Source organism: Pseudomonas sp. HS-18, from assembly GCF_020401845.1.
In the GTDB taxonomy this organism is placed as follows: domain Bacteria; phylum Pseudomonadota; class Gammaproteobacteria; order Pseudomonadales; family Pseudomonadaceae; genus Pseudomonas; species Pseudomonas nitroreducens.
Genome location: NZ_CP084413.1, coordinates 3,992,488 through 4,014,465, shown reverse-complemented (window position 1 = coordinate 4,014,465; position 21,978 = coordinate 3,992,488). Strand labels below are relative to the sequence as shown.

20 protein-coding genes are annotated in these 21,978 nt (G+C 64.3%); 7 read left to right on the top strand and 13 right to left on the bottom strand.

Features of this window, described 5'->3' with window-relative positions; all coding sequences use genetic code 11:
- Position 1 precedes the first annotated feature (1 nt).
- From LDJ84_RS18570 to LDJ84_RS18555, 4 genes are read left to right on the top strand one after another with little or no spacing between them, the layout of a single operon-like run.
- Complete coding sequence (locus tag LDJ84_RS18570) at positions 2 to 1,249, top strand: NAD(P)/FAD-dependent oxidoreductase (protein WP_024763454.1); 1,248 nt, start codon at positions 2 to 4, stop codon at positions 1,247 to 1,249.
- Positions 1,246 to 2,061, top strand: coding sequence for a DUF1365 domain-containing protein (locus LDJ84_RS18565; protein WP_226045228.1), 816 nt, complete (start codon positions 1,246 to 1,248; stop codon positions 2,059 to 2,061). Before LDJ84_RS18570 ends, LDJ84_RS18565 begins: the two co-directional genes overlap by 4 nt.
- Positions 2,033 to 3,301 carry an SAM-dependent methyltransferase gene (locus LDJ84_RS18560; RefSeq protein ID WP_226045227.1) on the top strand — a complete coding sequence of 423 codons (1,269 nt, stop codon included), beginning with the start codon at positions 2,033 to 2,035 and terminating at the stop codon, positions 3,299 to 3,301. The genes LDJ84_RS18565 and LDJ84_RS18560 overlap by 29 nt, the downstream gene beginning before the upstream one ends.
- Complete coding sequence (locus LDJ84_RS18555; RefSeq protein ID WP_226045226.1) at positions 3,301 to 3,792, top strand: DUF2878 domain-containing protein; 492 nt, start codon at positions 3,301 to 3,303, stop codon at positions 3,790 to 3,792. The genes LDJ84_RS18560 and LDJ84_RS18555 overlap by 1 nt, the downstream gene beginning before the upstream one ends.
- On the opposite strand, the gene LDJ84_RS18550 is transcribed toward LDJ84_RS18555, so the two are convergent.
- The 5 genes from LDJ84_RS18550 to LDJ84_RS18530 are packed head-to-tail and all read right to left on the bottom strand — an operon-like array spanning position 3,757 to position 6,895.
- Positions 3,757 to 3,912 (bottom strand): DUF2256 domain-containing protein, encoded by a 156-nt coding sequence (locus LDJ84_RS18550; protein WP_081754091.1) that lies wholly within the window; start codon positions 3,910 to 3,912, stop codon positions 3,757 to 3,759. The two genes, LDJ84_RS18555 and LDJ84_RS18550, sit on opposite strands and share 36 nt — an antisense overlap.
- Positions 3,909 to 5,450: a cryptochrome/photolyase family protein gene (locus LDJ84_RS18545; protein WP_226045225.1), complete on the bottom strand. Its 1,542-nt coding sequence runs from the start codon at positions 5,448 to 5,450 to the stop codon at positions 3,909 to 3,911. Before LDJ84_RS18545 ends, LDJ84_RS18550 begins: the two co-directional genes overlap by 4 nt.
- Entirely contained in the window at positions 5,447 to 5,752 is a 306-nt protein-coding gene (locus LDJ84_RS18540) for a DUF6482 family protein (protein WP_024766865.1), read from the bottom strand. Before LDJ84_RS18540 ends, LDJ84_RS18545 begins: the two co-directional genes overlap by 4 nt.
- Positions 5,753 to 5,801: 49 nt before the next feature.
- Positions 5,802 to 6,356: a DUF3833 domain-containing protein gene (locus tag LDJ84_RS18535; protein WP_037007694.1), complete on the bottom strand. Its 555-nt coding sequence runs from the start codon at positions 6,354 to 6,356 to the stop codon at positions 5,802 to 5,804.
- On the bottom strand, positions 6,353 to 6,895 hold the full coding sequence (locus LDJ84_RS18530; RefSeq protein WP_065327818.1) for a chalcone isomerase family protein: 543 nt from the start codon (positions 6,893 to 6,895) through the stop codon (positions 6,353 to 6,355). The genes LDJ84_RS18535 and LDJ84_RS18530 overlap by 4 nt, the downstream gene beginning before the upstream one ends.
- Before the next feature lie 301 nt (positions 6,896 to 7,196).
- Between LDJ84_RS18530 and LDJ84_RS18525 the strand changes: the two genes are divergently transcribed.
- The gene (locus LDJ84_RS18525) at positions 7,197 to 8,261 is read left to right on the top strand and encodes a catalase family peroxidase (protein WP_226045224.1); all 1,065 of its coding nucleotides are present in this window, start codon (positions 7,197 to 7,199) and stop codon (positions 8,259 to 8,261) included.
- The gene (locus tag LDJ84_RS18520) at positions 8,258 to 8,812 is read left to right on the top strand and encodes a cytochrome b (RefSeq protein WP_226045223.1); all 555 of its coding nucleotides are present in this window, start codon (positions 8,258 to 8,260) and stop codon (positions 8,810 to 8,812) included. The genes LDJ84_RS18525 and LDJ84_RS18520 overlap by 4 nt, the downstream gene beginning before the upstream one ends.
- A 97-nt stretch (positions 8,813 to 8,909) precedes the next feature.
- On the opposite strand, the gene LDJ84_RS18515 is transcribed toward LDJ84_RS18520, so the two are convergent.
- The 6 genes from LDJ84_RS18515 to ddaH form a co-directional block, all read right to left on the bottom strand.
- Positions 8,910 to 9,962, bottom strand: a complete 1,053-nt coding sequence (locus tag LDJ84_RS18515) for an AraC family transcriptional regulator (protein WP_196912233.1) — start codon at positions 9,960 to 9,962, stop codon at positions 8,910 to 8,912.
- A gap of 31 nt (positions 9,963 to 9,993) precedes the next feature.
- On the bottom strand, positions 9,994 to 10,776 hold the full coding sequence (locus tag LDJ84_RS18510; RefSeq protein ID WP_226045222.1) for an SDR family NAD(P)-dependent oxidoreductase: 783 nt from the start codon (positions 10,774 to 10,776) through the stop codon (positions 9,994 to 9,996).
- Between the two features lie 217 nt (positions 10,777 to 10,993).
- On the bottom strand, positions 10,994 to 12,364 hold the full coding sequence (gene chrA / locus LDJ84_RS18505; protein ID WP_226045221.1) for a chromate efflux transporter: 1,371 nt from the start codon (positions 12,362 to 12,364) through the stop codon (positions 10,994 to 10,996).
- Positions 12,357 to 13,295 (bottom strand): chromate resistance protein ChrB domain-containing protein, encoded by a 939-nt coding sequence (locus LDJ84_RS18500; protein WP_226045220.1) that lies wholly within the window; start codon positions 13,293 to 13,295, stop codon positions 12,357 to 12,359. Before LDJ84_RS18500 ends, chrA begins: the two co-directional genes overlap by 8 nt.
- 508 nt (positions 13,296 to 13,803) lie before the next feature.
- Complete coding sequence (locus LDJ84_RS18495; protein WP_170860141.1) at positions 13,804 to 15,219, bottom strand: basic amino acid/polyamine antiporter; 1,416 nt, start codon at positions 15,217 to 15,219, stop codon at positions 13,804 to 13,806.
- Positions 15,220 to 15,340: 121 nt separating this feature from the next.
- On the bottom strand, positions 15,341 to 16,105 hold the full coding sequence (gene ddaH, locus LDJ84_RS18490; protein ID WP_024766875.1) for a dimethylargininase: 765 nt from the start codon (positions 16,103 to 16,105) through the stop codon (positions 15,341 to 15,343).
- 199 nt (positions 16,106 to 16,304) lie between these two features.
- On the opposite strand from ddaH, the gene LDJ84_RS18485 reads away from it, so the two are divergent.
- Complete coding sequence (locus LDJ84_RS18485) at positions 16,305 to 17,696, top strand: sigma-54 interaction domain-containing protein (protein WP_193453179.1); 1,392 nt, start codon at positions 16,305 to 16,307, stop codon at positions 17,694 to 17,696.
- A 700-nt stretch (positions 17,697 to 18,396) separates the two neighbouring features.
- Here LDJ84_RS18485 and LDJ84_RS18480 read toward each other — a convergent pair.
- A complete protein-coding gene (locus LDJ84_RS18480; RefSeq protein ID WP_226045219.1) occupies positions 18,397 to 20,172 on the bottom strand; it encodes an acyl-CoA dehydrogenase C-terminal domain-containing protein in 1,776 nt (591 codons plus the stop codon).
- Between the two features lie 57 nt (positions 20,173 to 20,229).
- Entirely contained in the window at positions 20,230 to 21,852 is a 1,623-nt protein-coding gene (locus tag LDJ84_RS18475) for an acyl-CoA synthetase (RefSeq protein WP_024766877.1), read from the bottom strand.
- Positions 21,853 to 21,978 lie beyond the last annotated feature (126 nt).

Genomic DNA, 21,978 nt, shown 5'->3' with positions numbered 1-21,978 from the left:
CATGCGCATCGCGATTATCGGCAGCGGCATCTCCGGCCTCACCTGCGCCCATCTGCTGGCGCGCAGTCACGAGGTCTGCGTCTTCGAAGCCTCCGACTGGATCGGTGGCCACACCCACACCGTGGATGTGGACTGGCAGGGCCAGCGCTACGCCGTGGACACCGGCTTCATCGTCTTCAACGACTGGACCTACCCGCGCTTCATCCAGTTGCTGGATCGTCTGGGCGTTGCCTCGCGGCCGACCCAGATGAGCTTTTCCGTGCACGATCCGGCCACCGGCCTGGAGTACAACGGCCATGACCTCAACACCCTGTTCGCCCAGCGGCGCAATCTGGTCTCGCCCGGCTTCTGGGGCATGCTGCACGACATCCTGCGCTTCAACCGCGAAGCGCTCGAAGACCACGCCGAGCAGCGCATTCCCCTGACGTTGACGCTCGGCGACTACCTGCGCGCTGGCGACTATGGCGATCGCTTCATCGAGCATTACATCGTGCCGATGGGCTCGGCCATCTGGTCGATGTCGCGCGCCCGCATGCTGGATTTTCCGTTGCAGTTCTTCATCCGCTTCTTCGCCAACCATGGCCTGCTGTCGGTGAACAACCGACCGCAATGGCGTGTGGTGGAAGGGGGCTCGCGCAGTTACGTGGCGCCCTTGACGGCGGGGTATCGCGAGCGGATCCGTCTGAGCTGCCCGGTGCACCGCGTCCGGCGTGATGCGCAGGGCGTGGAGATTCACAGCGCTGCGGGAATCGAACGATTCGACAAGGTAGTGTTCGCCTGTCACAGCGACCAGGCCCTGGCCCTGCTGGAGGCGCCTAGCGCGGCTGAGCAGACGGTGCTCTGTGCTCTCGGCTATGCCAGCAACGAAGTCGTCCTGCATACCGACACCCGCCTTTTGCCGCGGCGTCGTCGCGCCTGGGCGAGCTGGAACTATCGCCTCGGCGGCCCGGAAGATGCGCCCGCGGCGCTGACTTACGACATGAACCTGCTTCAAGGGATCGAGGCGCCCGTGACGTTCTGCGTCAGCCTCAACCAGACCGAGCGCATCGACCCCGCCAAGGTGCTGGCGCGCTTCGACTACGCCCATCCGCAATTCAGCCTGCCGGGCATCGATGCGCAGGCCCGGCGCGGCCTGCTGCAGGGTCGGCAGCACAGTTATTTCTGCGGTGCCTATTGGGGCAACGGTTTCCACGAGGACGGTGTGGTCAGCGCCCTCGAAGTCGCCGGTCATTTCGGGGAGCGGCTGTGAACAGCAGCCTCTGCCGTGGCTGGGTGGTGCACCGGCGCCTGCTGCCCCGCGTGCATGCTTTCCGTTATCCGGTGGGCATGATTCTGCTGGACCTGGCCGAGCCAGCGTCTGTGATGCGGCTCTCGCCGCTGTTGCGTGCCTTGCGTTTTGCTCCACTGAGCTGGCGGGAAGGTGACTACCTGCCCGCTTGGACGGGGACCGGGATGTCGCTGGAGGAGGCCGTACGCTGCCTTCTGCGCGAGGCACTGGGCGAGTCGCCCGCCGGGCCGATCCAGTTGCTCACCCAACTGCGCAGCTGGGGCCTGTGGTTCAACCCGGTGAGCTTCTACTTCTGCCACGACCGCGAAGGCCGCCTGGCTGCGATCCTCTGCGAGGTACGCAATACCCCCTGGCGTGAGCGCTACCACTACGTGCTGCCGGTGAAGCCCAACGCACCCCAGGAATTCGCGGTGGCCAAGGCCTTCCATGTCTCGCCGTTCCTGCCCAGGGAGATGGAGTACCGGATGCGCTTTCACATCGATCAGTCCCGTGTGCATGTACAGATGGAAAACTGGCGCGCTGGCCACCGGGTGTTCCAGGCCCATCTCGATCTGTACCGCCAGGAACTGAACGGCGCGGCGCTGCGGCGGCACCTGCTGGCATTTCCCTGGATGAGCCTGCGCACCGTTGCAGCCATCTACTGGCAGGCGTTACGCCTGCTGTTCAAGCGCATCCCCTTGCACGACCACCAGGCGAGCGACCATCGCCTGAGTGTCGGCCACTGTGCCGTCGAGGAGCCTGACCATGACAGAACCCACCCTGAGCGCCGATAAAGCCGGTGGCGCCGCACCTTTGGCCGGCAACCTGTTCCGTCAGGCGGTGCTCGCTCGCCTGCGGCGACTGCGGCATGGCTGGCTGCAGGTGCGTCGCGCCGATAGCCTGCTGGACTTCGGCGACCGGCGCAGTCCCTTGCGCGCGGTGATCGACGTGCATGACGACGCCGTATGGGGGATGGTGGCGTGCAACGGCTCGATCGGCGCAGGGGAGGCCTACATCCAGGGATACTGGAGCAGCCCGGACCTGGCGCTGGTCACTCGGCTGTTCGTCGCCAACCTGGACGTACTCGATGCGATGGAGGGCGGCCTGGCGCTGTTTGCCAAGCCTGCGCTGCGTCTGCTGCACTGGCTCAACCGTAACAGCCGCCGCGGCTCGCAGCGCAATATCCGTGCACACTACGACCTGGGCAACGACCTGTTCGAGCGCCTGCTGGACCCGACGCTGATGTATTCCTCGGCGGTGTTCCAAAGCCCTACGCAGAGCCTGGAACAGGCGCAGTTGAACAAGCTGGAGGTCATCTGCCGGAAGCTCGATCTGCAACCGCAGGATCATCTGCTGGAGATCGGCACCGGCTGGGGCAGCCTCGCGCTGTATGCTGCCGCCCATTATGGCTGTCGTGTGACGACCACGACGCTGTCGGAGCAGCAATACGCCTGCGCCCAATACCGCATCCGCGAATGCGGCCTGGAGGATCGCGTGACCCTGCTGATGCAGGATTACCGCGAGTTGCGCGGCAGCTACGACAAGCTGGTGTCCATCGAGATGATCGAAGCGGTCGGCCATCGCTACCTGCCCGACTACTTCCGTTGCTGCGCTGCCTTGCTCAAGGACGACGGGCTGATGCTGCTGCAGTCCATCACCATCCGCGACCAGCGCTACGAGCAGGCGCGGCGGTCGGTGGACTTCATCCAGCGCTACATCTTCCCCGGCGGCGCGCTGCCTTCGATCACCACGCTGCTGCAGACCGCGAAGCAGCACACGGGGCTCAACCTCATCCATTTGGAAGATTTTGCCGGGGACTATGCGCTGACCCTGCGGTATTGGCGCGATAACCTCCGGCAAGCGCGCACCGAACTGCTGGAACTGGGCTATGACGAAAGCTTCCAGCGCCTGTGGGAGTTCTACCTGTGCTATTGCCAGGGCGGCTTCGAGGAGCGCGCCATCGGCGTGGCGCATCTGCTGTGGGCCGGGCCTGCGGCGCGCAAGGCGAGCCTGGCGGATCACCTGGACGCCTGATGCACCGGCGCCTGCCCCTGCTGGCCAACGCAATCTGGCTGCAGCTTGGCTGGTGGGGTTGTGTGCTCGGGGCGCAGCGGCCCGTGCTGTTGGGTGTGGTAGCGCTCGGGCTGCTGGCGCACCTGGCGTTGTGTCGGCGAAAAGTGGAAGAGGGCATCGCGGCTCTCGGCGTAGCCCTGGCCGGTTGCGTGCTGGATGCGACGCTGGGTTGGCTGGGGTTTTTCGATTTTCACGGGGCCATGCTGCCGGGCTGGCTGGTCCTGCTCTGGCTGGTGTTCGCCAGCGGGTTGCGCCACAGCCTGGCCTGGGCTGCGCGACCGGTCTGGCGCGGCGCCTGCCTGGGCGCTCTGGGCGGGCCGTTGGCGTATTGTGCGGGCGCACCGCTGGCAGGAGTGGGCCTACCCCTGGGCATCGCGTGGTCGGCGTTGCTGCTGGCGCTGGTGTGGGCGGCCGCGCTACCGCTGATGCTGCGCTTCGCGCTTGGCCGGTGAGCGTCGGCAGCGCTCGGAGCAATAAAGCACCTCATCCCAACAACGTGCCCAGCGCCGCCGCCAGGTGAAAGGGCGGCTGCAGACGGCGCAGATCTTTTGCGGCAGCACCGATTTCCTCATAGCGCCTGCCCCGCATCCAGGCGCGCGAGCAGTGCCTCGCCGCGTTGCCACAGGGCCAGGCTGCGTTCATCGTCCATGCGTTGCAGGTTGCGATAGGGCATCGACAACCGCGGATTGTTGCCGAGCCGCTCGCGGTGGCGCATGAGGAAGTGCCAGTACAGGGCATTGAAGGGGCAGGCATCTTCCTCTGTCGCCTTGTCGACCCTGTAGCGGCACGAGCCGCAGTGGTTGGACATCCGCTGGATGTACCGCCCGCTCGCGCAATAGGGCTTGGAGCCCAGGTAGCCGCCGTCGGCGTGCATCACCATACCCAGCGTGTTGGGCAGTTCGACCCAGTCGAAGGCATCCAGGTACACGGCCAGGTACCAGTCACAGACGGCCGGGGGCGCGATACCCGCCAGCAAAGCGAAATTGCCGGTGACCATGAGCCGCTGGATGTGGTGCGCGTAGCCCAACTCAAGGGTCTGACCGATCGCCTGGGCCATGCAGCGCATGTCCGTCCTGCCGGTCCAGTAGAACTCCGGCAGCGGGCGGCTGTTACCCAGCACGTTGAGCTGGGCGTACTCGGGCATGCGCAGCCAGTAGATGCCATGCACATACTCGCGCCAGCCGATCAGTTGGCGAATGAAGCCCTCGGCCGCGTTCAGCGGGACCCGTCCCTGGCGATAGGCCTGCTCCACATCCTCGCCAAGCTTACGCACCTCCAGCAACCCGATGTTCAGCGCGGCGCTGATGCGGGCGTGGAACAGGTAGGGCTCGCCTTCGGCCATGGCGTCCTGGTAGTCACCGAAAGCTGGCAGGGAGAACTCCAGGAAGTGCTGCCAGAGCTCCTGTGCCTGGGAGTGGGTTACCGGGTAGTCGAAGCCCTGCAGACGGCCGTAGTGGTCGCTGAAGCGCGCACCGACCAGCGCCATCACCTCGCGGGTGATGGCGTCCTGGCCGAAGCGTGCCGCAAAGGGTCCGCGCAGCCCTCGCGGCAGGGGTTTGCGGTTGTCTGCGTCGAGGTTCCAGGTGCCGCCCACGGGGTGGCCGTCGGGCTCCATCAGCAGACCGGTGCGCCGGCGCATCTCCCGGTAGAAGTGCTCCATGCGCAATTGTCGACGCGCCCCGGCCCAGCGCGCGAACTCCTCGCGGCTGCACAGGAAGCGGCGGTCTTCGTGCCAGCTCAGCGGCACCGCGCTGTCTCGCAGCGCCCGCTCCAGCCGCCACTCGCCGCATTCGGTGAAATGCACCTGCGGTTCACCCAGAGCGGCATGCCAGCGTTCGACTTCACCGGCGATGCTGCCGCGGTTTTCGGGATCGTCCAGCGCCACGTAGATTACCCGCCAGCCGCGCTCGCGCAGCGCCTGGGCGAAGTGGCGCATGGCGCTGAAGATGAGCACGATCTTCTGCGGATGATGGGGCACATAGCGTGCCTCCTGATTCACCTCGGCCATCAGGATCGCGTCCTGGGCGGGGTCCAGCACCTCGAACAGCGACAGCTCGAAGCTCAACTGATCGCCCAGCAGCAGACCGAGCCGGCGTGGCTTCTCCATCATTCGCGGCGCTCCAGCGAAAGTGGCACACGCAGTGGCGCAACGGCTGTCGGATGTGAAGCGCAGATCTCGTCGTGGACGCAATGCTGCACCAGCTCGCAGGGTAGTGACGCCCATTCGGCCAGCACTGCACGTACCTCGGTGGTCGAGCGCAACTGCAGCACCTGCTCGCGTTCGCCGCGAATCGGCCGCAAACCCTCGGCCAGGCGCGCCTGCAGCACATAGAATCCGCCCTCCAGCGAAATCACTTCGATAGCCTGGATATGCCCGGCCGTGGCGGCCTGTGCGAATTCCTGCAACGTCATGGAGTACTCCTGGCCGGCACGGCCGTCGGAATAAAGGTGTGCGCCTGCCTCAGCTTCTGCTGGGATCCGCGGCGCCCTCTCGGCGGAAGAACAAGGTCACCTGCCCGAGTTCGACGCCGAACTTGCGCATGCTGGAGCGGTTGATCAGCGTGTCGTCGTCCATGAGGTACATCCAGTCGTCGAAGCTCACTTCCCAGGTGGTGCCGTCAACTTCCAGGTTCAGGCGGTAGCGCCAGCGCAGTGCGTTGCCGGCGACTTCTCCGGTGGCTTCGCCCACCACGTCGGCGGCGCGTCCCCGCCAGCGTCCGGTGCCGTCGGGGGTCAGGGTCCAGACGCGCTGCTGGCGCGTACCGTCGCTGTAGAGGAAACGCTCATCGAGGATCAGTCGCTCGCCTTCGCGGCGGCTGGTGATGTCCACCGCGAAGCGCTTGACCACTTCGCCCGAGGGTTTCTGGAAGATGCCCCAGGCTTTCACCGGGCCGGCGAAGAATACCGGCAGGTCCAGGCTCGGGCGCTCCTTGGCGTAGTGTTCGACGCCGACATTGCCGCAGCTGCCCAGCAGCAGGCTGGCGATGATCAGGAACAGGCGCATTGTGTGGTTCATGGTTGCTCTCCGCTCAGGCCAAGCAGGTCGCGGCGCAGTTCCGGATTGCGCGTACGCGGGTCCAGCCAGATGGAAAAGAACGCCCGGGCGAATCGGGCGTCGCTCACCGCATGGCGAAGCCTGCCGTCGACATAGAAGCGGCAGCCCACGCCGGGCAGATAGACCCCGGTGATCCGTTGCCCGGGCTGCACATCGACGAAGCCCTGGCGCATCTCTCGGGCCCAACCCGCCAGCAAGGCTTCGTCCTCGGTGCCCAGTCGGCGCATTTCGTCGAGGCTGGCCTGCACCAGGGTGTCCTGCGACAGCGCGCGCCGATACACCAACTCCAGCGCGAAGGCATGCGCCCAGCCTGAGGTTGCGCCGGCGCTCCAGAGATGCGCCTCGTACACCACGAAGCCGAGCCAGGTGAACTGGCCCTGACCAACCTGCGTGGCTCCCGGGATTTCGCTGCGCCAGTCGGCGCTGCCCGGCGAGGCCCACAGACTGCAGAACAGAGCGAGCCCCAGACAGAGAGACAGGGAACGGGTCGGTATGCGCATGACGTGGGCCTGTGAATGCATACCTCAATAGTTGTACAGAAATTATTAAATGTACAGATAATGCGTGAGCGGCCTTTAGCGTGCTCTAGGATCACTGTCGCAGTGGAAGTCCCTGATCCATGGCCGGTATCGGCCGCTTTAAAGCCATGTTCAACACGTTGGTGCGGGGGGCGGGAGGCAATTTGCATACAGTGTTTGAATGAAATTGTGTGCATAGTCTTGTTGTTGTATAGATAATGGCCCGGCGCGTTCAGTTCGCCAGCCGCGCGCAATGACTCCCCAGCCTGCTGATAACCACACCATGCCCTACGACCTTTCCCTGACCCGAAACCAACGCCTGTTGCGCAGCGCGTGCATTGCCGGAGCTCTGTGCGCCGCCATCGGCCTGTTCGCCTGGAGCGCCGGCTGGCTGGGAGCCGACCGGCTCACCAGCGCCCAATTGATCGATCGCATGGAGGCCAATGCCGGGGTCCATCCCGGATACCGCCGCGCCCATCCGCGCGGCATCTGCTTCAGCGGCTATCTCGAAGTGAGCGGCGACGTGGCGCCGCTGTCGCGGGCAGCGCTGCTGCGAGCAGGGCGGGTACCGGTGCTGGGGCGGCTCTCGGTAGGCGCGGGCAATCCCCATGCCGCGGACACCAGCGTACCTGTGCGCAGCATGGCGCTCCTGCTGCGCCAGCCCGATGGCCAGCAGTGGCGCATGGCGATGAACAATCCGCCGGTGCTCGCGGTACGCACGCCGGAGGATTTCTACGAGCAACTGGGTGCCATGCGGCCGGACCCGGGGACAGGCAAAAACGACCCCGTGCGGGTCAAGCAATTCTTCGATGCACACCCCGAAAGCGCCGAGTTTCGTGCCTGGGCGGCGGCCTACCGGCCGAGCGACAGCTTCGCCAGCACGGCGTACAACAGCATCAACGCCTTCGTCCTCGTCGATGCACAAGGTCAGCGCCATGCGGTGCGATGGTCGATGGTGCCGCAACTGGCCGCTACGCCACTGGGCTCTCAGGGCGTGGCTGACGATGCCTTGCAGCAGGACCTGCTGCAGCGCCTGAAATCCGGCCCGCTGCGCTGGACGTGGCGATTCACCCTGGCGGACAGCGGTGATGCGGTGAACGATCCGACCCATGCGTGGCCTGCCGAGCGCACGCAGTTGGACGCCGGAAACCTGGTGGTTGAGCAGGCGCGCGCGCAGCTGGAAGGCGACTGCTACGGCTTCAATTTCGACCCGCTGATCCTGCCCGATGGCGTGGAGCCCAGCGATGATGCCATCCTGCGCGCACGCTCATCGGCCTACGCGCAGTCCTATCGGCGCCGGACCTTCGAAGGTCAGCCGTCCAGCCAGCAGCCGGGAGCTCAACCGTGAAAGCGCCTGTCGATTCCTTCCATCCGCTGCTTCGCCTGCTGCACGGCCTGATGGCGTTGTTGGTGATTGCCCTGCTGCTCATCGGCGTTGCGATGGTTGCCAGCGTCGGCGGCAGCCAGCCTCAACTGGTGGCGTGGCACAAGCAGCTCGGGCTGGCCTTGCTGGTGCTTCTGCTCGTTCGCCTGCTCGTGCGCAGCGTCACGGCGCGTCCGGCCCTGCCGGCATCCGTGAAGGCCTGGCAGCGTCACCTGGCAGGACTGCTGCACTTTGCGCTGTATGTTCTGCTGGTATTGCAACCCCTGGTCGGCTGGGCCATGCAAGGGGCCGCGGATTATCCGCTGCGCCTGGCCGGCTGGCACGTGCCGCCGCTGGTCGATGCCGATGCGGGCCTCTATGGTCTGCTGCGCTGCGCCCATGGCTGGATCGCCTACGGTCTCTTCGGCTTGATCCTTGCGCATGCCGGCGCCGCGCTGGTTCATGCTCTGCTGTATCGCGACGGTGTCTGGCAGAGCATGTGGCGGGTTCGCTCCAACAGGTCGCGCGACAGCTGAGGAGTGCTGGAACGTCTGCCTGCTAGCCATTCCGAGCGCGGATGGTCGTCCGCTATCGATCTGGCGCGTGGCCGGTAGCTGACCTCGGCAGCTGGCTTCAATAGGCCTGCTGGCTGCGGTACTCGCCCGGGGTCATGCCCGTCCAGGCCTTGAAGGCGCGCAGGAACGAGTTGGCATCCTGGAAGCCGATCAGAAAGGAGATTTCTCCCGCGGAGAAGGTGGAGCGAGAGAGGTAGTGACGAGCGAGGTTCGCTCGGGTGTCGTCGAGTACCTCCTGATAGCTCAGTGCCTCGTCCGCCAGGTGGCGTTGCAGGGAGCGTTTGCTCATCGCCAGACGCTCGGAGACATCCTGAATGCTGCTGCGCCCGCTCGGCAACATGTCGAGCAATGCGCTGCGCACGCGTGCACGGGTGCTGGCACCGGTCTCCAGCATCGAAAGCCGCTGCTGCAGCTCCGGTTCGAAGAACTGCCACATGGCGACGTTCTCGGTCAGGAAGGGGCGCGCGGCATCTTCCGCCGAGAACCGGATCCGGTTGCGCCGGCCTTCTTGCAGGCGACATCCGAGGAACCCTTCGCACGGGGCTGTCTGGCTCGGCAGAGCGGCCAGCTCCGCCTCCAGCGGTTTGATGGTCTGTCGGGTGGCGAGCCGTGCCAGGTGGGTGAGGAACACCAGTTCCAGGGCGCAGAGGCTGCGCGGCAATGGCTGGTCGTAACCGTAGCAGTCGATGAAGACGTCCGTGTGCATTGGGTGGACGAAGACCTCCAGCGCCAACGGGCCACAAAGGCGCTTGTACTCGGCAAGACGAGTAAGGGCGCTGTTGAGGTCAGGGCTGCACAGGCAGGCAAATAGCGGCGGATCGAAAGCTTCCACCGAAATGGCGCCACCCAGCCGTAGCGGCAAGTGGGATTCGCCGACCAATTGCTCCAGGCCCAGAAAGAGCCGGAAATACTCTGGCGGAGACAAGGTTGCATCCTTGCGGCTGAACAGGTCGGCGGGCAGTTCGGCGAGGGCCAGCAGGTCTCCGGCTGTGATGCCCAGATCGGCGATGATCAGCTTCCAACCGGGGTGCACAACAAAATGCCTGGCTTGTTTCATGGGCGCGGTGTCTCTTTGAATCAGCTTGCAGGCTCGCGGATCATCAGGCGGCACGCCGCCTTTCAGGGCATCGCGCTGCGCTTGCTCAGGATGCCTTCTCCATCGCCTGGCGCGATAGCTTGAGCACCATTCTGCGAGAGAGCAGGGGGACGATCCAGTCGAGCATGATCCGCAACTTGCATTCGTTGAAGGCGACCAGTTGGCCCCGCTCCATCGCCTTGTAGCCGCATTGTGCAACGGACTCTGCCGTCCTGGCATTCTTCCAGACTTCCACGCCCTGCAGATCGCCCGCGGCGACGAAACCGGTCGCGACCGCACCTGGACATAGTGCGGTGGCAGTTACCCCGTACTCGCTAACCTCTTCGGCAACCGCCTGGGTGAAGGATGTGACGTAGGCCTTGGTGGCGTAGTACACCGCCTGCAGGGGGCCTGGCATGAACGCTGCGGTGGACGAGACATTCAGGATGCGCCCCCGCCGGCGGGACACCATACCCCGGAGGTAGAAGTGGGTCAGGGAGGTGAGCGCCGCCATGTTAACCTGCATCATGGCCTGGTCGGCGCTGAGATCGCGCTCCACGAACTTGCCATGTCCGCCGAAGCCGGCGTTGTTGATCAGCACATCGATGGTCAGCCCCAGGGATTGCGTGGCATGGAAGATGCGATCCGCGGCGTTCGGGTCGGCCAGATCGTCAGCCAAAACGTAAGCTTTTACAGCGTACTGCGCCTGAATTTCACGTTTCAGAGCCTCCAGCTTGTCGCGCGAACGGGCAACCAGGACGACATCGCCGCCCTTGCTGGCATGGATGCGAGCCAGTTCCAGTCCAATGCCGCCGGACGCTCCGGTGATCAATGCAGTGCGGTTACCCATGACATCTCCTGTCTTTCGATCAAACCAAGAATGAGGAGATGGTAAGGATCAGCTGGTACCGGGGCACTAGCCTATGGCGCCATGATTAATTCCGATCACGCCAGGCTGCTGCAGCAGACGCAGGAAAGGATGGCGCGGCTCTGTCGCTGAAATAAGCGGAGAGGAAATCGTTGTCGGTAGCCAGTGACCGAAAGCGAACCTCAGGCCCAGGAGTAAATCACATCCCGGCCCGGAGCATATGCACGGCCAGGCCCGTCAGGGCGCAGGCTATCAGCGCTTTAATCACACCAGCCTTGTAGCGGAACAGGGCGATTGCGGCTGCCAGGGCGATCAGCGCCGAAGGCCAGTCGAAGTGCCCCTCGAATCCGGCGGGCCAGAGAACGTGGTAGCCGAAGAACAGCGCCAGGTTCAGGATCACGCCCACCACCGCAGCGGTGATGCCGGTGAGCGGTGCCGTGAACTTCAGTTCGTTATGCGTCGACTCCACCAGCGGGCCGCCGGCGAGGATGAACAGGAAAGAGGGCAGGAAGGTGAACCAGGTGACGAGGCTTGCCGCGACAGCACCTGCGAGGAAGGGATGATCGGCGCCAAACATCGGCTGGACGTAACCCCCCACGAAGCCCACGAATGCAACCACCATGATCAGAGGCCCTGGCGTGGTTTCGCCCAGGGCCAGGCCATCGATCATCTGGGCTGGAGTCAGCCAGCCGTAGTGACCGACTGCACCCTGATAGACATAAGGCAACACAGCGTAGGCGCCACCAAAGGTGAGCAATGCCGCCTTGGTGAAGAACCAGCCCATCTGCGTGAGTGTCCCTTGCCAGCCGAAAGCGCTCGCCAGCAGCCCCATCGGCAGCAGCCAGAGAACCGCTCCGACCAGCAGCAGCTGTAGCAGGCGTGCCCAACGGAACCGCGCGTGCTCGGGAGTGGGGGTATCGTCATCGATCAGGGCGGGCCCGTAGCCGACTTTGCCTGCCTGATGACTCCCGCCGATGACGAACTTGGCAGGCACTAGCCGACCACCTATGTAACCGATGATGGCAGCTCCCAGAACGATCAGTGGGAAAGGGAGGCTCAGCGCGAAGATCGCGACGAAGGAGGCCGCAGCGATCGCCCACAACCAGCCGTTCTTCAGTGCGCGCGTGCCGATGCGATGCGCGGCGTGCACGACGATGGCGGTCACCGCTGGCTTGATGCCGTAGAAGAGACCGGCCACGACCGGTACTTCGCCGAAGGCGATGTACAACCACGAGAGGCCGATCAGGATGAACAGCGATGGCACTACGAAGAGGGCGCCGGCTATCACTCCGCCCCAGGTGCGGTGCATCAGCCAGCCGATGTAGGTGGCCAGCTGCTGTGCCTCGGGGCCGGGCAACAACATGCAGTAGTTGAGTGCATGCAGGAAGCGTCGCTCGCTGATCCAGCGCCGACGTTCGACGAGTTCCTGGTGCATGATCGAGATCTGCCCGGCGGGTCCGCCGAAGCTGATGAATCCGAGCTTGAGCCAGAAAAGAAAGGCGGAGAACAGTCCAACCGGCCTGGCGTGATTCGCCGCGGAATCAGAGGCGCCTGGATGGAACTCATCCATGATTCTTCTCCTCGCTGGCGAACGCGGTCAGCAGGCCGTCAAACACACCGGCAGCCGTCTGGAAGAGCTGGTCATCGTCGGTGATGCTCTCGCGCAACCCCGCCAGTACACGCTCGATGCCGGAAGCTTCAGCGGGCTGGGCACCTCCCACGTCCAGGTAGTGCACGAGTTCGGCCAGGCGTCGGAGACCGGGGGCCTCGAGCTGGAAGCTCGCCTGCAGCGTCTCGAAGGTGACGCGTTGCCCGTTGTGGCTGAAGGTGGCGCCATCAAAATCGAAGCCCAGGGTATCTTCCGGACAATCACCCGGCGATTCCAGCCAGAGGATTCGTGCATCCGAATCGATGAAGCGGCGGATCAACCAGGCGCTGGCCAGACGATCCACCCATGGGCGGCGGCGGGTTGCCCAGCGTCGGCCCTGGAAGTCCGCGCGAACCAACCGCTCGATGGGTATCTCGTGGCCGCTCGGTTCGTCAGGTGACAAGGCACGGCTGATGGCCGTTTCCAGGTCTCTCAACGCCAGGTCGACCTTTTCCCTGGCGTCACCAGGGAAGAAGTCGATAGCAGCGACCTGCCCGAAGCTTTTGCGCAGCTTCCTCACCTGACGTGCCGTTTGCAGAGCATTGTCGGGGGAAAGCTCGGCATGGCAGGTGGAGATTTCCTCTCGAAGCTTGCCGTACTCCTCGGCACGATCAAATAGTGCTGCAAAGCGCTCACCTGGCTGCTGGACAGAAAACAGAAGCGCAGTGCCGTTGATGGCCAGCACGCTGTGTTCGATAGCTTCCAGCGCGGCGCGTCCTGCTTTCTGATCAGGCAGCAGGTAGACACCATCGCGCAGCACAGCGGCTCCGCAGGCTTTCAGCGCCCGCCAGGCACGCATGCGTTCGGTGGCGTTCGCTGTAGGCAATCCGAGTACCAGTAGCAGCCAGTTCATCTGTAGAGTTCGCAACATAAAATGTCTATAGCTCTACATTATCTGTGTTGCTCAGGCACGTAAAGGACAGGCCTCTGAGGTGATTGCAGACGGTGAGGGTTTTCTTTTCAGTACTCTGAGGTGCAGCCATTGGCCGAAAGCCGACTCGCTCAGAAACAGCGTACCGCCAGGCTGGCGAAACCCTGCAGATAGGTGAGGCCGCACTGCAATCATTGACGGAGCCGGCCCTGGATGCGCCCGACCTGCTGCCTACCAGGTAGCTGCCGACTCAGAGAACCGGGCGAATTCCCAACGGGGTGCGGGCTGACGCTGGCCAATGGGCAGATTGAGACGCTCGCCCTGGACGATGCCGGTCTGGTAGTCAGTCAGCCTGGCGCCGGGAAGCGGAGCTCCAGCCTCGCCAATTGGCACGAGCGACCAATCAATCTCACCGGGGCATTCAGTGGCACGAGTCGAGCGGTCGTAGTGCGCGCTTCAAAGATGCTGCCGTATACGACCATCCATTAAGCTAGAGACCAAGTCGGCCGCTGCTGACCATCCACAGGGCGATGGCTGCCAAGCCCAGAACCAGCACGCTGGCGATTCGCTCCCCTGCATTGCCGAACCGCGTCAACCCACGCTGGCGGCGGGCGCGGATGAAGAAGCCGAGCCCTGGAGCATAGAGAATCATCGACAGCAGTAGGTACTTCAGGCCGGCGGCATAGATCAGCCATACACCGTAGAAGGTGCCCAGCGCTGCCATTACCAGCAGCAGCGGCCGAGGTTGTCGCAAGACCAGCTTGAGGCAGAACCCGGCGCATAACAGATACGGGATGAGCGCCATCGAGGTGGCCAACTGGATCAGCGCGTTGTAGCCGGAAGCGTTGAAGAATGCCACCAGCAACAGCAGCGATATCAGCGAATTGGTCAGCCAGAGCGCCGGTGCCGGGGTGTCCGCCGCGTTGGTCCGGCCAAACAGCGCCGGAGCAGTGTTTCCCGTGCCGCGGCTGGCCAGGTAGAGCATTTCCACCGCCAGCAGGGTCCAGGCCAGCAGTGCGCCGGCCACCGAGACGATCAGCCCGAGGTTGATCAGGGTGGCGCCCCAGGGGCCGACCGCTGCGGCCATTACTTGCGCCATCGATGGGTTTTTCATCTGCGCCAGTTCGTGCTGCGGCACCACTCCGAGCGAGAGGACCGAGACGCAGACCAGCAACAGCAGGGTAATGACGAACCCGATCAGGGTGGCGCGGCTGACGTCGGCCATGCGTTTTGCATGGCTGGCATAGACGGTTGCGCTCTCGATGCCGAGAAACACCCACACGGTGTACAGCATGGTGGTCTCCACCTGGCGGACGATGCTGCCCAGTGCCGGATTGCCCCAGAAGTCGATACGGAATACGTCAACGCGGAAGGCCAGGGCCGCACAGAGGATGAATAGTCCGATGGGCACGATCTTCGCCAGGGTGACGATGGTGTTGGTGAGGGCTGCGTTGTGTACTCCGTGCAACACGAAGGCGTGTACCAGCCAAAGCACCGCCAGTTCGCCGACCAGCGCCTGCCAGGTGGTGCCATCACCGAAGAAGGCGAACAGGCTGAACGATCCCAGCGCACTGAACAGCACCACCAGGTATCCGGCGTTGCCAACCCAGGCGGAGATCCAGTAGCCCCAGGCGGCATTGAAGCCCAGGTACTCGCCGAACCCTTCGCGAGCGTAGCCATAGACGCCGTCGTCCAGATCCGGGCGGGTGCTGGACAGCCACTGGAAGATGCGGGTCAGCGTCAGCATCCCGACGAAGGTGATTGCCCAGGCGATGAGGATGGCGCCGGCACCGGCGCCCTCGGCCATGTTCTGCGGCAGGCTGAAGATGCCGCTGCCGATGATGCCGCCCACCACCAGGGCGGTGAGGGCCGGCAGGCCCAGTCTGGTTTGATTCGAGTTGGACATCTTGCGCCTCCGAAACAGCTGTCGATGTCGCGTGGCGACTCTTGCCGACACGCTCACGGCCACGAAGGGAGGGGCCCTCGCAGATATCGACGGGCCGTTTGGCCCGTCGATACGGCGCGGTTCAGAAGCGCAGTGACATGCAGCTGACGCCGCCGTCGATCTTGCGGTACTCGGAGGTATCGACTTCGATGACCTGGTAGCCGAGGTCGGCGATCTTCTGCCGGGTCTGTGGATAGCCGGCGGGCATGATCACCCGCTCGTTGACCCAGATGCAGTTGGCCGCGTAGGCCTCTTCCTCGGGGATCGCGATGATATTGAGGTGCTGGAAGTCCGGCTTGCTGATGAATTCGCCGGCGGCCAGCAGGTTGCCGTGCTCCAGGTAGGCCAGGCCGGTCTTCAGGTGCAGGACCTTCTCCAGGCGGACCACCGAGCCGCTGAGGCCATGCTTTTCGAGAATGGCGATCATCTGCCGCGCACCTTCGGCATTGGTCCGCGCCGACTCGCCAATGTAGAAGTGCTCGCCGACCATCATGATGTCGCCCGCTTCCACGGTACCAGGGGCCTCGATGCGTTCGACGCGGCCGGGATAGAAACGCTGGATGGTCTCTTCGATGATCCGTGTCTCGCCGCGCCGGGATTCGGCTCCTGGGCGAGTGATGATGGCGCAGCGTGAGGTGCACAGCACCGGATCCTCGACGAATACCGAGTCGGGAAAACTCTCGTCCGGCGGCAGCAGGGTGATATCCACCTCGCAGGTCTGCAGTGCGCGGATGTAGGCATTGTGCTGCTCCAGGGCGGCAGCGTAGTCCGGTTTGCCGAGGTGGGCGGAGGTCAGCCCGTCGACCAGGGAGCGTGCAGGCGTGCGGGCAATGATGTGCTTGAACATGGTGAATCCTCTTGCGGGTGTACGCCGAGGACGGTGCAAGTCATGCGCCAGTCTGGAAGGCGCCGTGGGCGGCGAAATAGGTGATCGGGCAACGTGTTTCCTGGCGTTCCGTTGACTGGGAGCAGGACCGGCGAATCGTCTTGCGGCGAGATTGAGACAGATGTCGAATAATCGACGCGTTGGAAATCAGGGAGTGGCCATGGGAAGTGTCGAAAAGTCGTCGATTTCCAATCGAAATGAGGAGTTGAACTGGCTCGTGCGCTGCCTGGCGCCGATTTTCGATGGACTGCGACAACCGGTCACGGTCGTCGATCAGTCGGGGCACTACGTCTATTACAACCGGGCGAGTGGTGCGCTGGACGGGTTAGACCCGCAGCAGGTTCTGGGCATGCATGTGCTGCAGAGCGTGCCCTGGCTGAAGCCGGAGCAGAGCACGCTGCTGCGTTGCCTGGCGGAGGGACAGCCCTCCATCGATACCGTGCAGGCCTATGTCGGCGCAGGTGGAGAAATGTTGCAGTACCGTCACCGGGCCATTCCGCTGCATGGCCGCCAGGGCGAGTTGGTCGGCGCGATGGAGGTGGGCGAGGTGGTCGCCGATGCGTTGGTCGCCGGCGCAGAGGACGGTCCGGCCATCCTCAGCGTTGCGCCAGGAATGCTGCAGCAATTGCGACGCCTGGAAGTGTTCGCCGTGACCGACCTACCGTTGCTGGTACATGGCGAGACCGGTACCGGCAAGGAACTCTTTGCGCGTCGCGCCCATGCCCTCAGTCCTCGCCGCAATGGCCCGTTGATCAGCCTGAACTGTGCCGCCATCCCGGAAACCCTGCTGGAGAGCACATTGTTCGGCACCACCCGTGGCGCCTTCACGGGGGCCGAGAACCGCAAGGGTATGTTCGCCCTGGCGGAGGGCGGCACGCTGTTTCTCGATGAGATCAACTCGATGCCGCTGGGCATGCAGAGCAAGTTGCTCCGGGTCTTGCAGGACGGCAGCTTCCTTCCCTTGGGCGGTCTCACCGCGCAACGGGCGGATGTTCGCCTGATCGCCGCAAGCAACCAGGCACCGCGGCAGGCGATTGCCGAGGGGCGCCTGCGTGAGGATCTCTACTACCGGCTGAACGTTGCCTGCCTGAGCATTCCGCCTCTGCGTGATCGCCCCGGAGATGTCGAACTTCTGGCCCGACTCTTCGTGCGGCGTGATGCACCAAACCTCAATCCGAAGGTCACCAGCCTGGGCGCCACCGCTTTGGCATGCTTGCAGGCCTGCGCCTGGCCGGGCAATGTGCGTCAGCTGGAGAATGTCATTCGCCGCAGCCTGCTGCTGCACGACCAGGATGGTGCTGAGCTCGACGAGATCATCTTTGCCGACGATGAGGTCGATCATCCTGCTGTGCCCGCTTGCGAGCCTTGCCCGTCCGGCAGCGGAAGCTTGCGCGAACGGCTGGCGGAGCAGGAGCGCAACCTGATTGCTAAGGCTTTGCGCGAGGTGTGCGGCAATCTTTCCCTGGCTGCCGAGCGCTTGGGAATTCCCCGAACGACGCTCCTCGGGCGGATGCGGCGCCTAGGCTTGCAGGCCTCTCCAGGACACTCATAGAGCCGCCTCGCCAGTCCAATGCCACGGGCTTGGCGAATATTGCGCATCTCGCGCGCCGGCCGCACTACCGTATACAGAATCGGTGACTCTGACTCCTCCAGACGCAGATTGGAAACTCGCCTGGAGCGGTGATTCGCAAAGGCCGGCTTGATATTTATCTCTGGCTGATTGCTGCCGTTGTTGCGTAGCCGATTCAACGAGAGCATTTGTGCGAATGCTTGATTTTCTGTCGGAGCGACGAGCAACCAGAATCCCTGATCGACTTTGGGGATTCAGCTTCGCTCTGCCTCTGTCCATCGAGCCGCCTGACCACAGCTATACGAACGAAGTCACCAGTCGATTCCTTGAGCCCTTCAAGGCCAAGATCGAGCATGACCGAAATCGGGCCCTTACCCGGCATCGATACGCTCATTACAGCAAGGTGCGGTCTGTCTGAGCGAGGACGAAAATCGCTACCTGTGCTCCGAGGAGTCGCTGAATTTGCTCGTGAAGGGTATTCGGGGGCTTTCCAATCATGTGACCAAGTTGAGCTTGCGCACCATGAGATGGCCACCGCCCCATTCCGGACGCCAGCATTGCTGACCCACAGATACTGAACCGATACGGCGCGTGAAGCCTGTCTGCATCGCCCGATTAGCCTGCCATCAAAAAAGCGTGGCCAACATTGGCGACTGGCCACGCAATCACGCTCAACTGAAATTCAGAAGTGCTCGGCGCGCAGCTCGAACAGGCAATCGCTGCCCGCGCGTATGGATCCGGCGAGAGACTCGATGCGCGGTAGCAAGCGGGCGAAGTAGAAACGCGCGGTGGCCAGCTTGCCGCTGTGGAATCCGTCGCCCTGGCCCAGGCTGGCCTGCGCCATGCGAGCCCAGAGGTAGGCGTAGGCGGTGTAGCCGAACAGGTGCAGGTATTCCACCGAGGCCGCGCCGATCTCCTGCGGCCGGCTGGCGGCGCGCTCGCGCAACTGGCGAGTGACGGACTCCAGCAGGTCCAGGGCATCCAGTAGCGGGGCGGTGAAGGAGCCCATGGCGGCGCCGTCGGCGGCATCGGCGAAAGCGCGGATCTCTCCGGCGAACAGCGCCAGTGCCTGGCCGCCATCGGCAAGCACCTTGCGGCCCAGCAGGTCGAGTGCCTGGATGCCGTTGGTGCCTTCGTAGATCTGCGCGATGCGCACATCGCGCACCAGTTGCTCTTGGCCCCACTCGCGGATGAAGCCGTGGCCGCCGAACACCTGCTGGCCATGGATGCAGCTTTCCAGTCCGGTGTCGGTGAAGAAGGCCTTGGCGACAGGAGTCAGCAGCGCCACCAGTGACTGGGCCGACTCGCGTTCGGCAGCGTCTTCGGCATACTTGGCGACGTCCAGCTGCTGGCCGACATAGGTGGAGAAGGCGCGGCCACCTTCGGTCAGAGCCTTCATGGTCAGCAGCATGCGGCGCACATCGGGGTGCACGATGATCGGGTCGGCGGCCTTGTCTTTCGCCACCGGGCCGGTGGCGGCGCGGCTTTGCAGACGTTCGCGGGCGTAGGCGACGGCGCTCTGGTAGGACATCTCGGCGCAGCCGATACCCTGGATGCCGATGGACAGGCGCTCGTAGTTCATCATGGTGAACATCGCTGCCAGCCCCTTGTTCAGCTCGCCGACCAGCCAACCGGTGGCGCCATCGAAGTTCATCACGCAGGTCGCCGAGGCCTTGATGCCCATCTTGTGCTCGATCGAACCGCAGGAGACCGCGTTGCGCGCGCCCAGCGAGCCATCGGCCTGCACCAGGAACTTGGGCACCAGAAACAGCGAGATGCCCCGCGAGCCCGCCGGGGCATCGGGCAGCTTGGCCAGCACCAGGTGGATGATGTTGTCGGTGAGGTCCTGCTCGCCGCCGGTGATGAAGATCTTGGTGCCGCTGACAAGATAGCTGCCGTCGGCCTGTGGTTCGGCGCGGGTGCGGATCAGCCCCAGGTCGGTGCCGGCATGGGGTTCGGTCAGGCACATGGAGCCGGCCCATTCGCCAGCGTACATATTCGGCAGGTAGGTATTCTTGAGGGCTTCGTTGGCGTGGGCATCCAGCGCCAGGCAGGCGCCGGCGGAGAGGGTGGAGTAAAGGCTGAAGCTGGCGTTGGCACCGTACATCATTTCCTCGAACTGCACCGAGAGCATTTTCGGCATGCCCATGCCGCCGTATTCGGGGTTGCCCGCCAGCCCGACCCAGCCGCCTTCGGCGTAGGTCGCGTAGGCCTCGCGGAAGCCGGTGGGCGTGCACACGTTGCCGTCGGCGAACTGCGCCCCTTCTTCGTCACCACTGCGGTTGAGCGGAGCGAGCAGGCCGCTGGTGATCTTCGCCGCCTCCTCGAGGATGGCGTCGGCGGTGTCGGCGTCGATACGTTCAGCCAGCGCTGGCAGGCGTGCCCAGAGAGCTGGGGCATCGAACACGTCATTGAGCAGGAAGCGCATGTCGCGCAGGGGAGCGTTGTACTCGGGCATGGCGGACTCCAGCGCTCCCCGCAGCGGGGAGCGCACGATGGCAGGCGAAAGGTCGGGTCAGAGGGCGTTGGCCCAGTCGCGCAGGACGAACTTCTGGATCTTCCCGGTCGAGGTCTTGGGCAGGTCGGTGAAGACCACGGTGCGCGGTACCTTGAAGCCGGCCAGGTGCTCGCGGCAGAAGCTCATGATGTCCTGCGGCTCGACCGCCGCGTGCTCGGCCTTGAGGGTGATGAAGGCGCAGGGCGTCTCGCCCCAGCGTTCGTCGGCACGGGCCACCACGGCGGCTTCCATCACGGCCGGGTGGCGGTAGAGTACGCCCTCGACCTCGATGGTGGAGATGTTCTCGCCGCCGGAGATGATGATGTCCTTGAGGCGGTCGCGAATCTCCACATAGCCGTCCGGGTGCCAGACCGCCAGGTCGCCGGTATGGAACCAGCCACCGGCGAAGGATTCCTCGGTGGCAGTAGGGTTCTTCAGGTAGCCCTTCATCACGGTGTTGCCGCGCATGAAAATCTCGCCGATGGTCAGGCCGTCGCGGGGCACCGGCTCCAGGGTCTTGGGATCGGCGACCATCACGCCTTCCAGGGTCGGGTAGCGCACGCCCTGGCGCGACTTGATGCGGGCGCGTTCGTCCAGCGACAGCTCGTCCCATTCCTCATGCCAGGCGCAGACGGTCACCGGGCCGTAGACCTCGGTCAGGCCGTAGACGTGGGTGACCTTGATGCCCATTTCCTCCACCGCGCCGATCACCTTGGCCGGCGGAGCCGCGCCGGCGACCATGGCGTGCACCGGGTGGTCGATGGCGGCCTTGGCCGACGCGGGCATGTTGATCAGCGCATTGAGCACGATGGGCGCGCCGCACAGATGGGTGACCTGGTGTTCGCGGATCAGGGTAAGGATCTTCTGCGGATCGACCCGGCGCAGGCACACGTGGGTGCCGGCCAGCGCTGTAACGGTCCACGGATAGCACCAGCCGTTGCAGTGGAACATCGGCAGGGTCCAGAGGTAGACCGGATGCTGGCCCATGGACCAGGTCATCTGGTTGCCCAGCGAATTCAGATAGGCGCCACGGTGGTGGTAGACCACGCCTTTGGGGTTGCCGGTGGTGCCGGAGGTGTAGTTGAGGGAGATGGCGTCCCATTCGTCCTGCGGCCACTGCCAGGCGAATTCCGGGTCGCCCTCGGCAAGCAGCGCCTCATAGTCCAGCGGGCTGACGGCATAACCTTCGCCGTACTCGGGGTCGTCCACGTCCACCACCAGGGGCGGATGATCGAGCATGCCCAAGGCTGAGTGGATGACGTCGCTGAACTCGCGGTCAGTGATCAGCACTTTGGCTTCGCCGTGCTGCAGCATGAAGGCGATGGCCTCGGCGTCCAGGCGCACGTTGAGGGTATTGAGGACCGCGCCGATCATCGGCACGCCGAAGTGCGCCTCGACCATCTGCGGCGTGTTGGGCAGCATCACCGCCACCGTATCGCCACGGCCTATGCCACGGGCGGCGAGGGCGGAGGCCAGGCGGCGGCAGCGCTGGTAGGTTTCCTTCCAGGTGCGGCGCAGGCTGCCATGGATGATGGCGGTACGCTCGGGGTAAACGTGGGCGGTACGTTCGATGAAGCTCAGCGGCGACAGCGCGATGTGGTTGACGGCCGCGCGCGGCAAGCCATGTTCGAAGATCGACATGTGGACACCCTGTGGCTGATTGTTAGCTCATTGTTCTGTTATGACCCGTGAAGCGTCTGGCAGCAGCCGGGTCGTGACCGGTGCGGCAAGCTGTCGCCCGGTCATTGCGGCGTTTTATAGCAATGT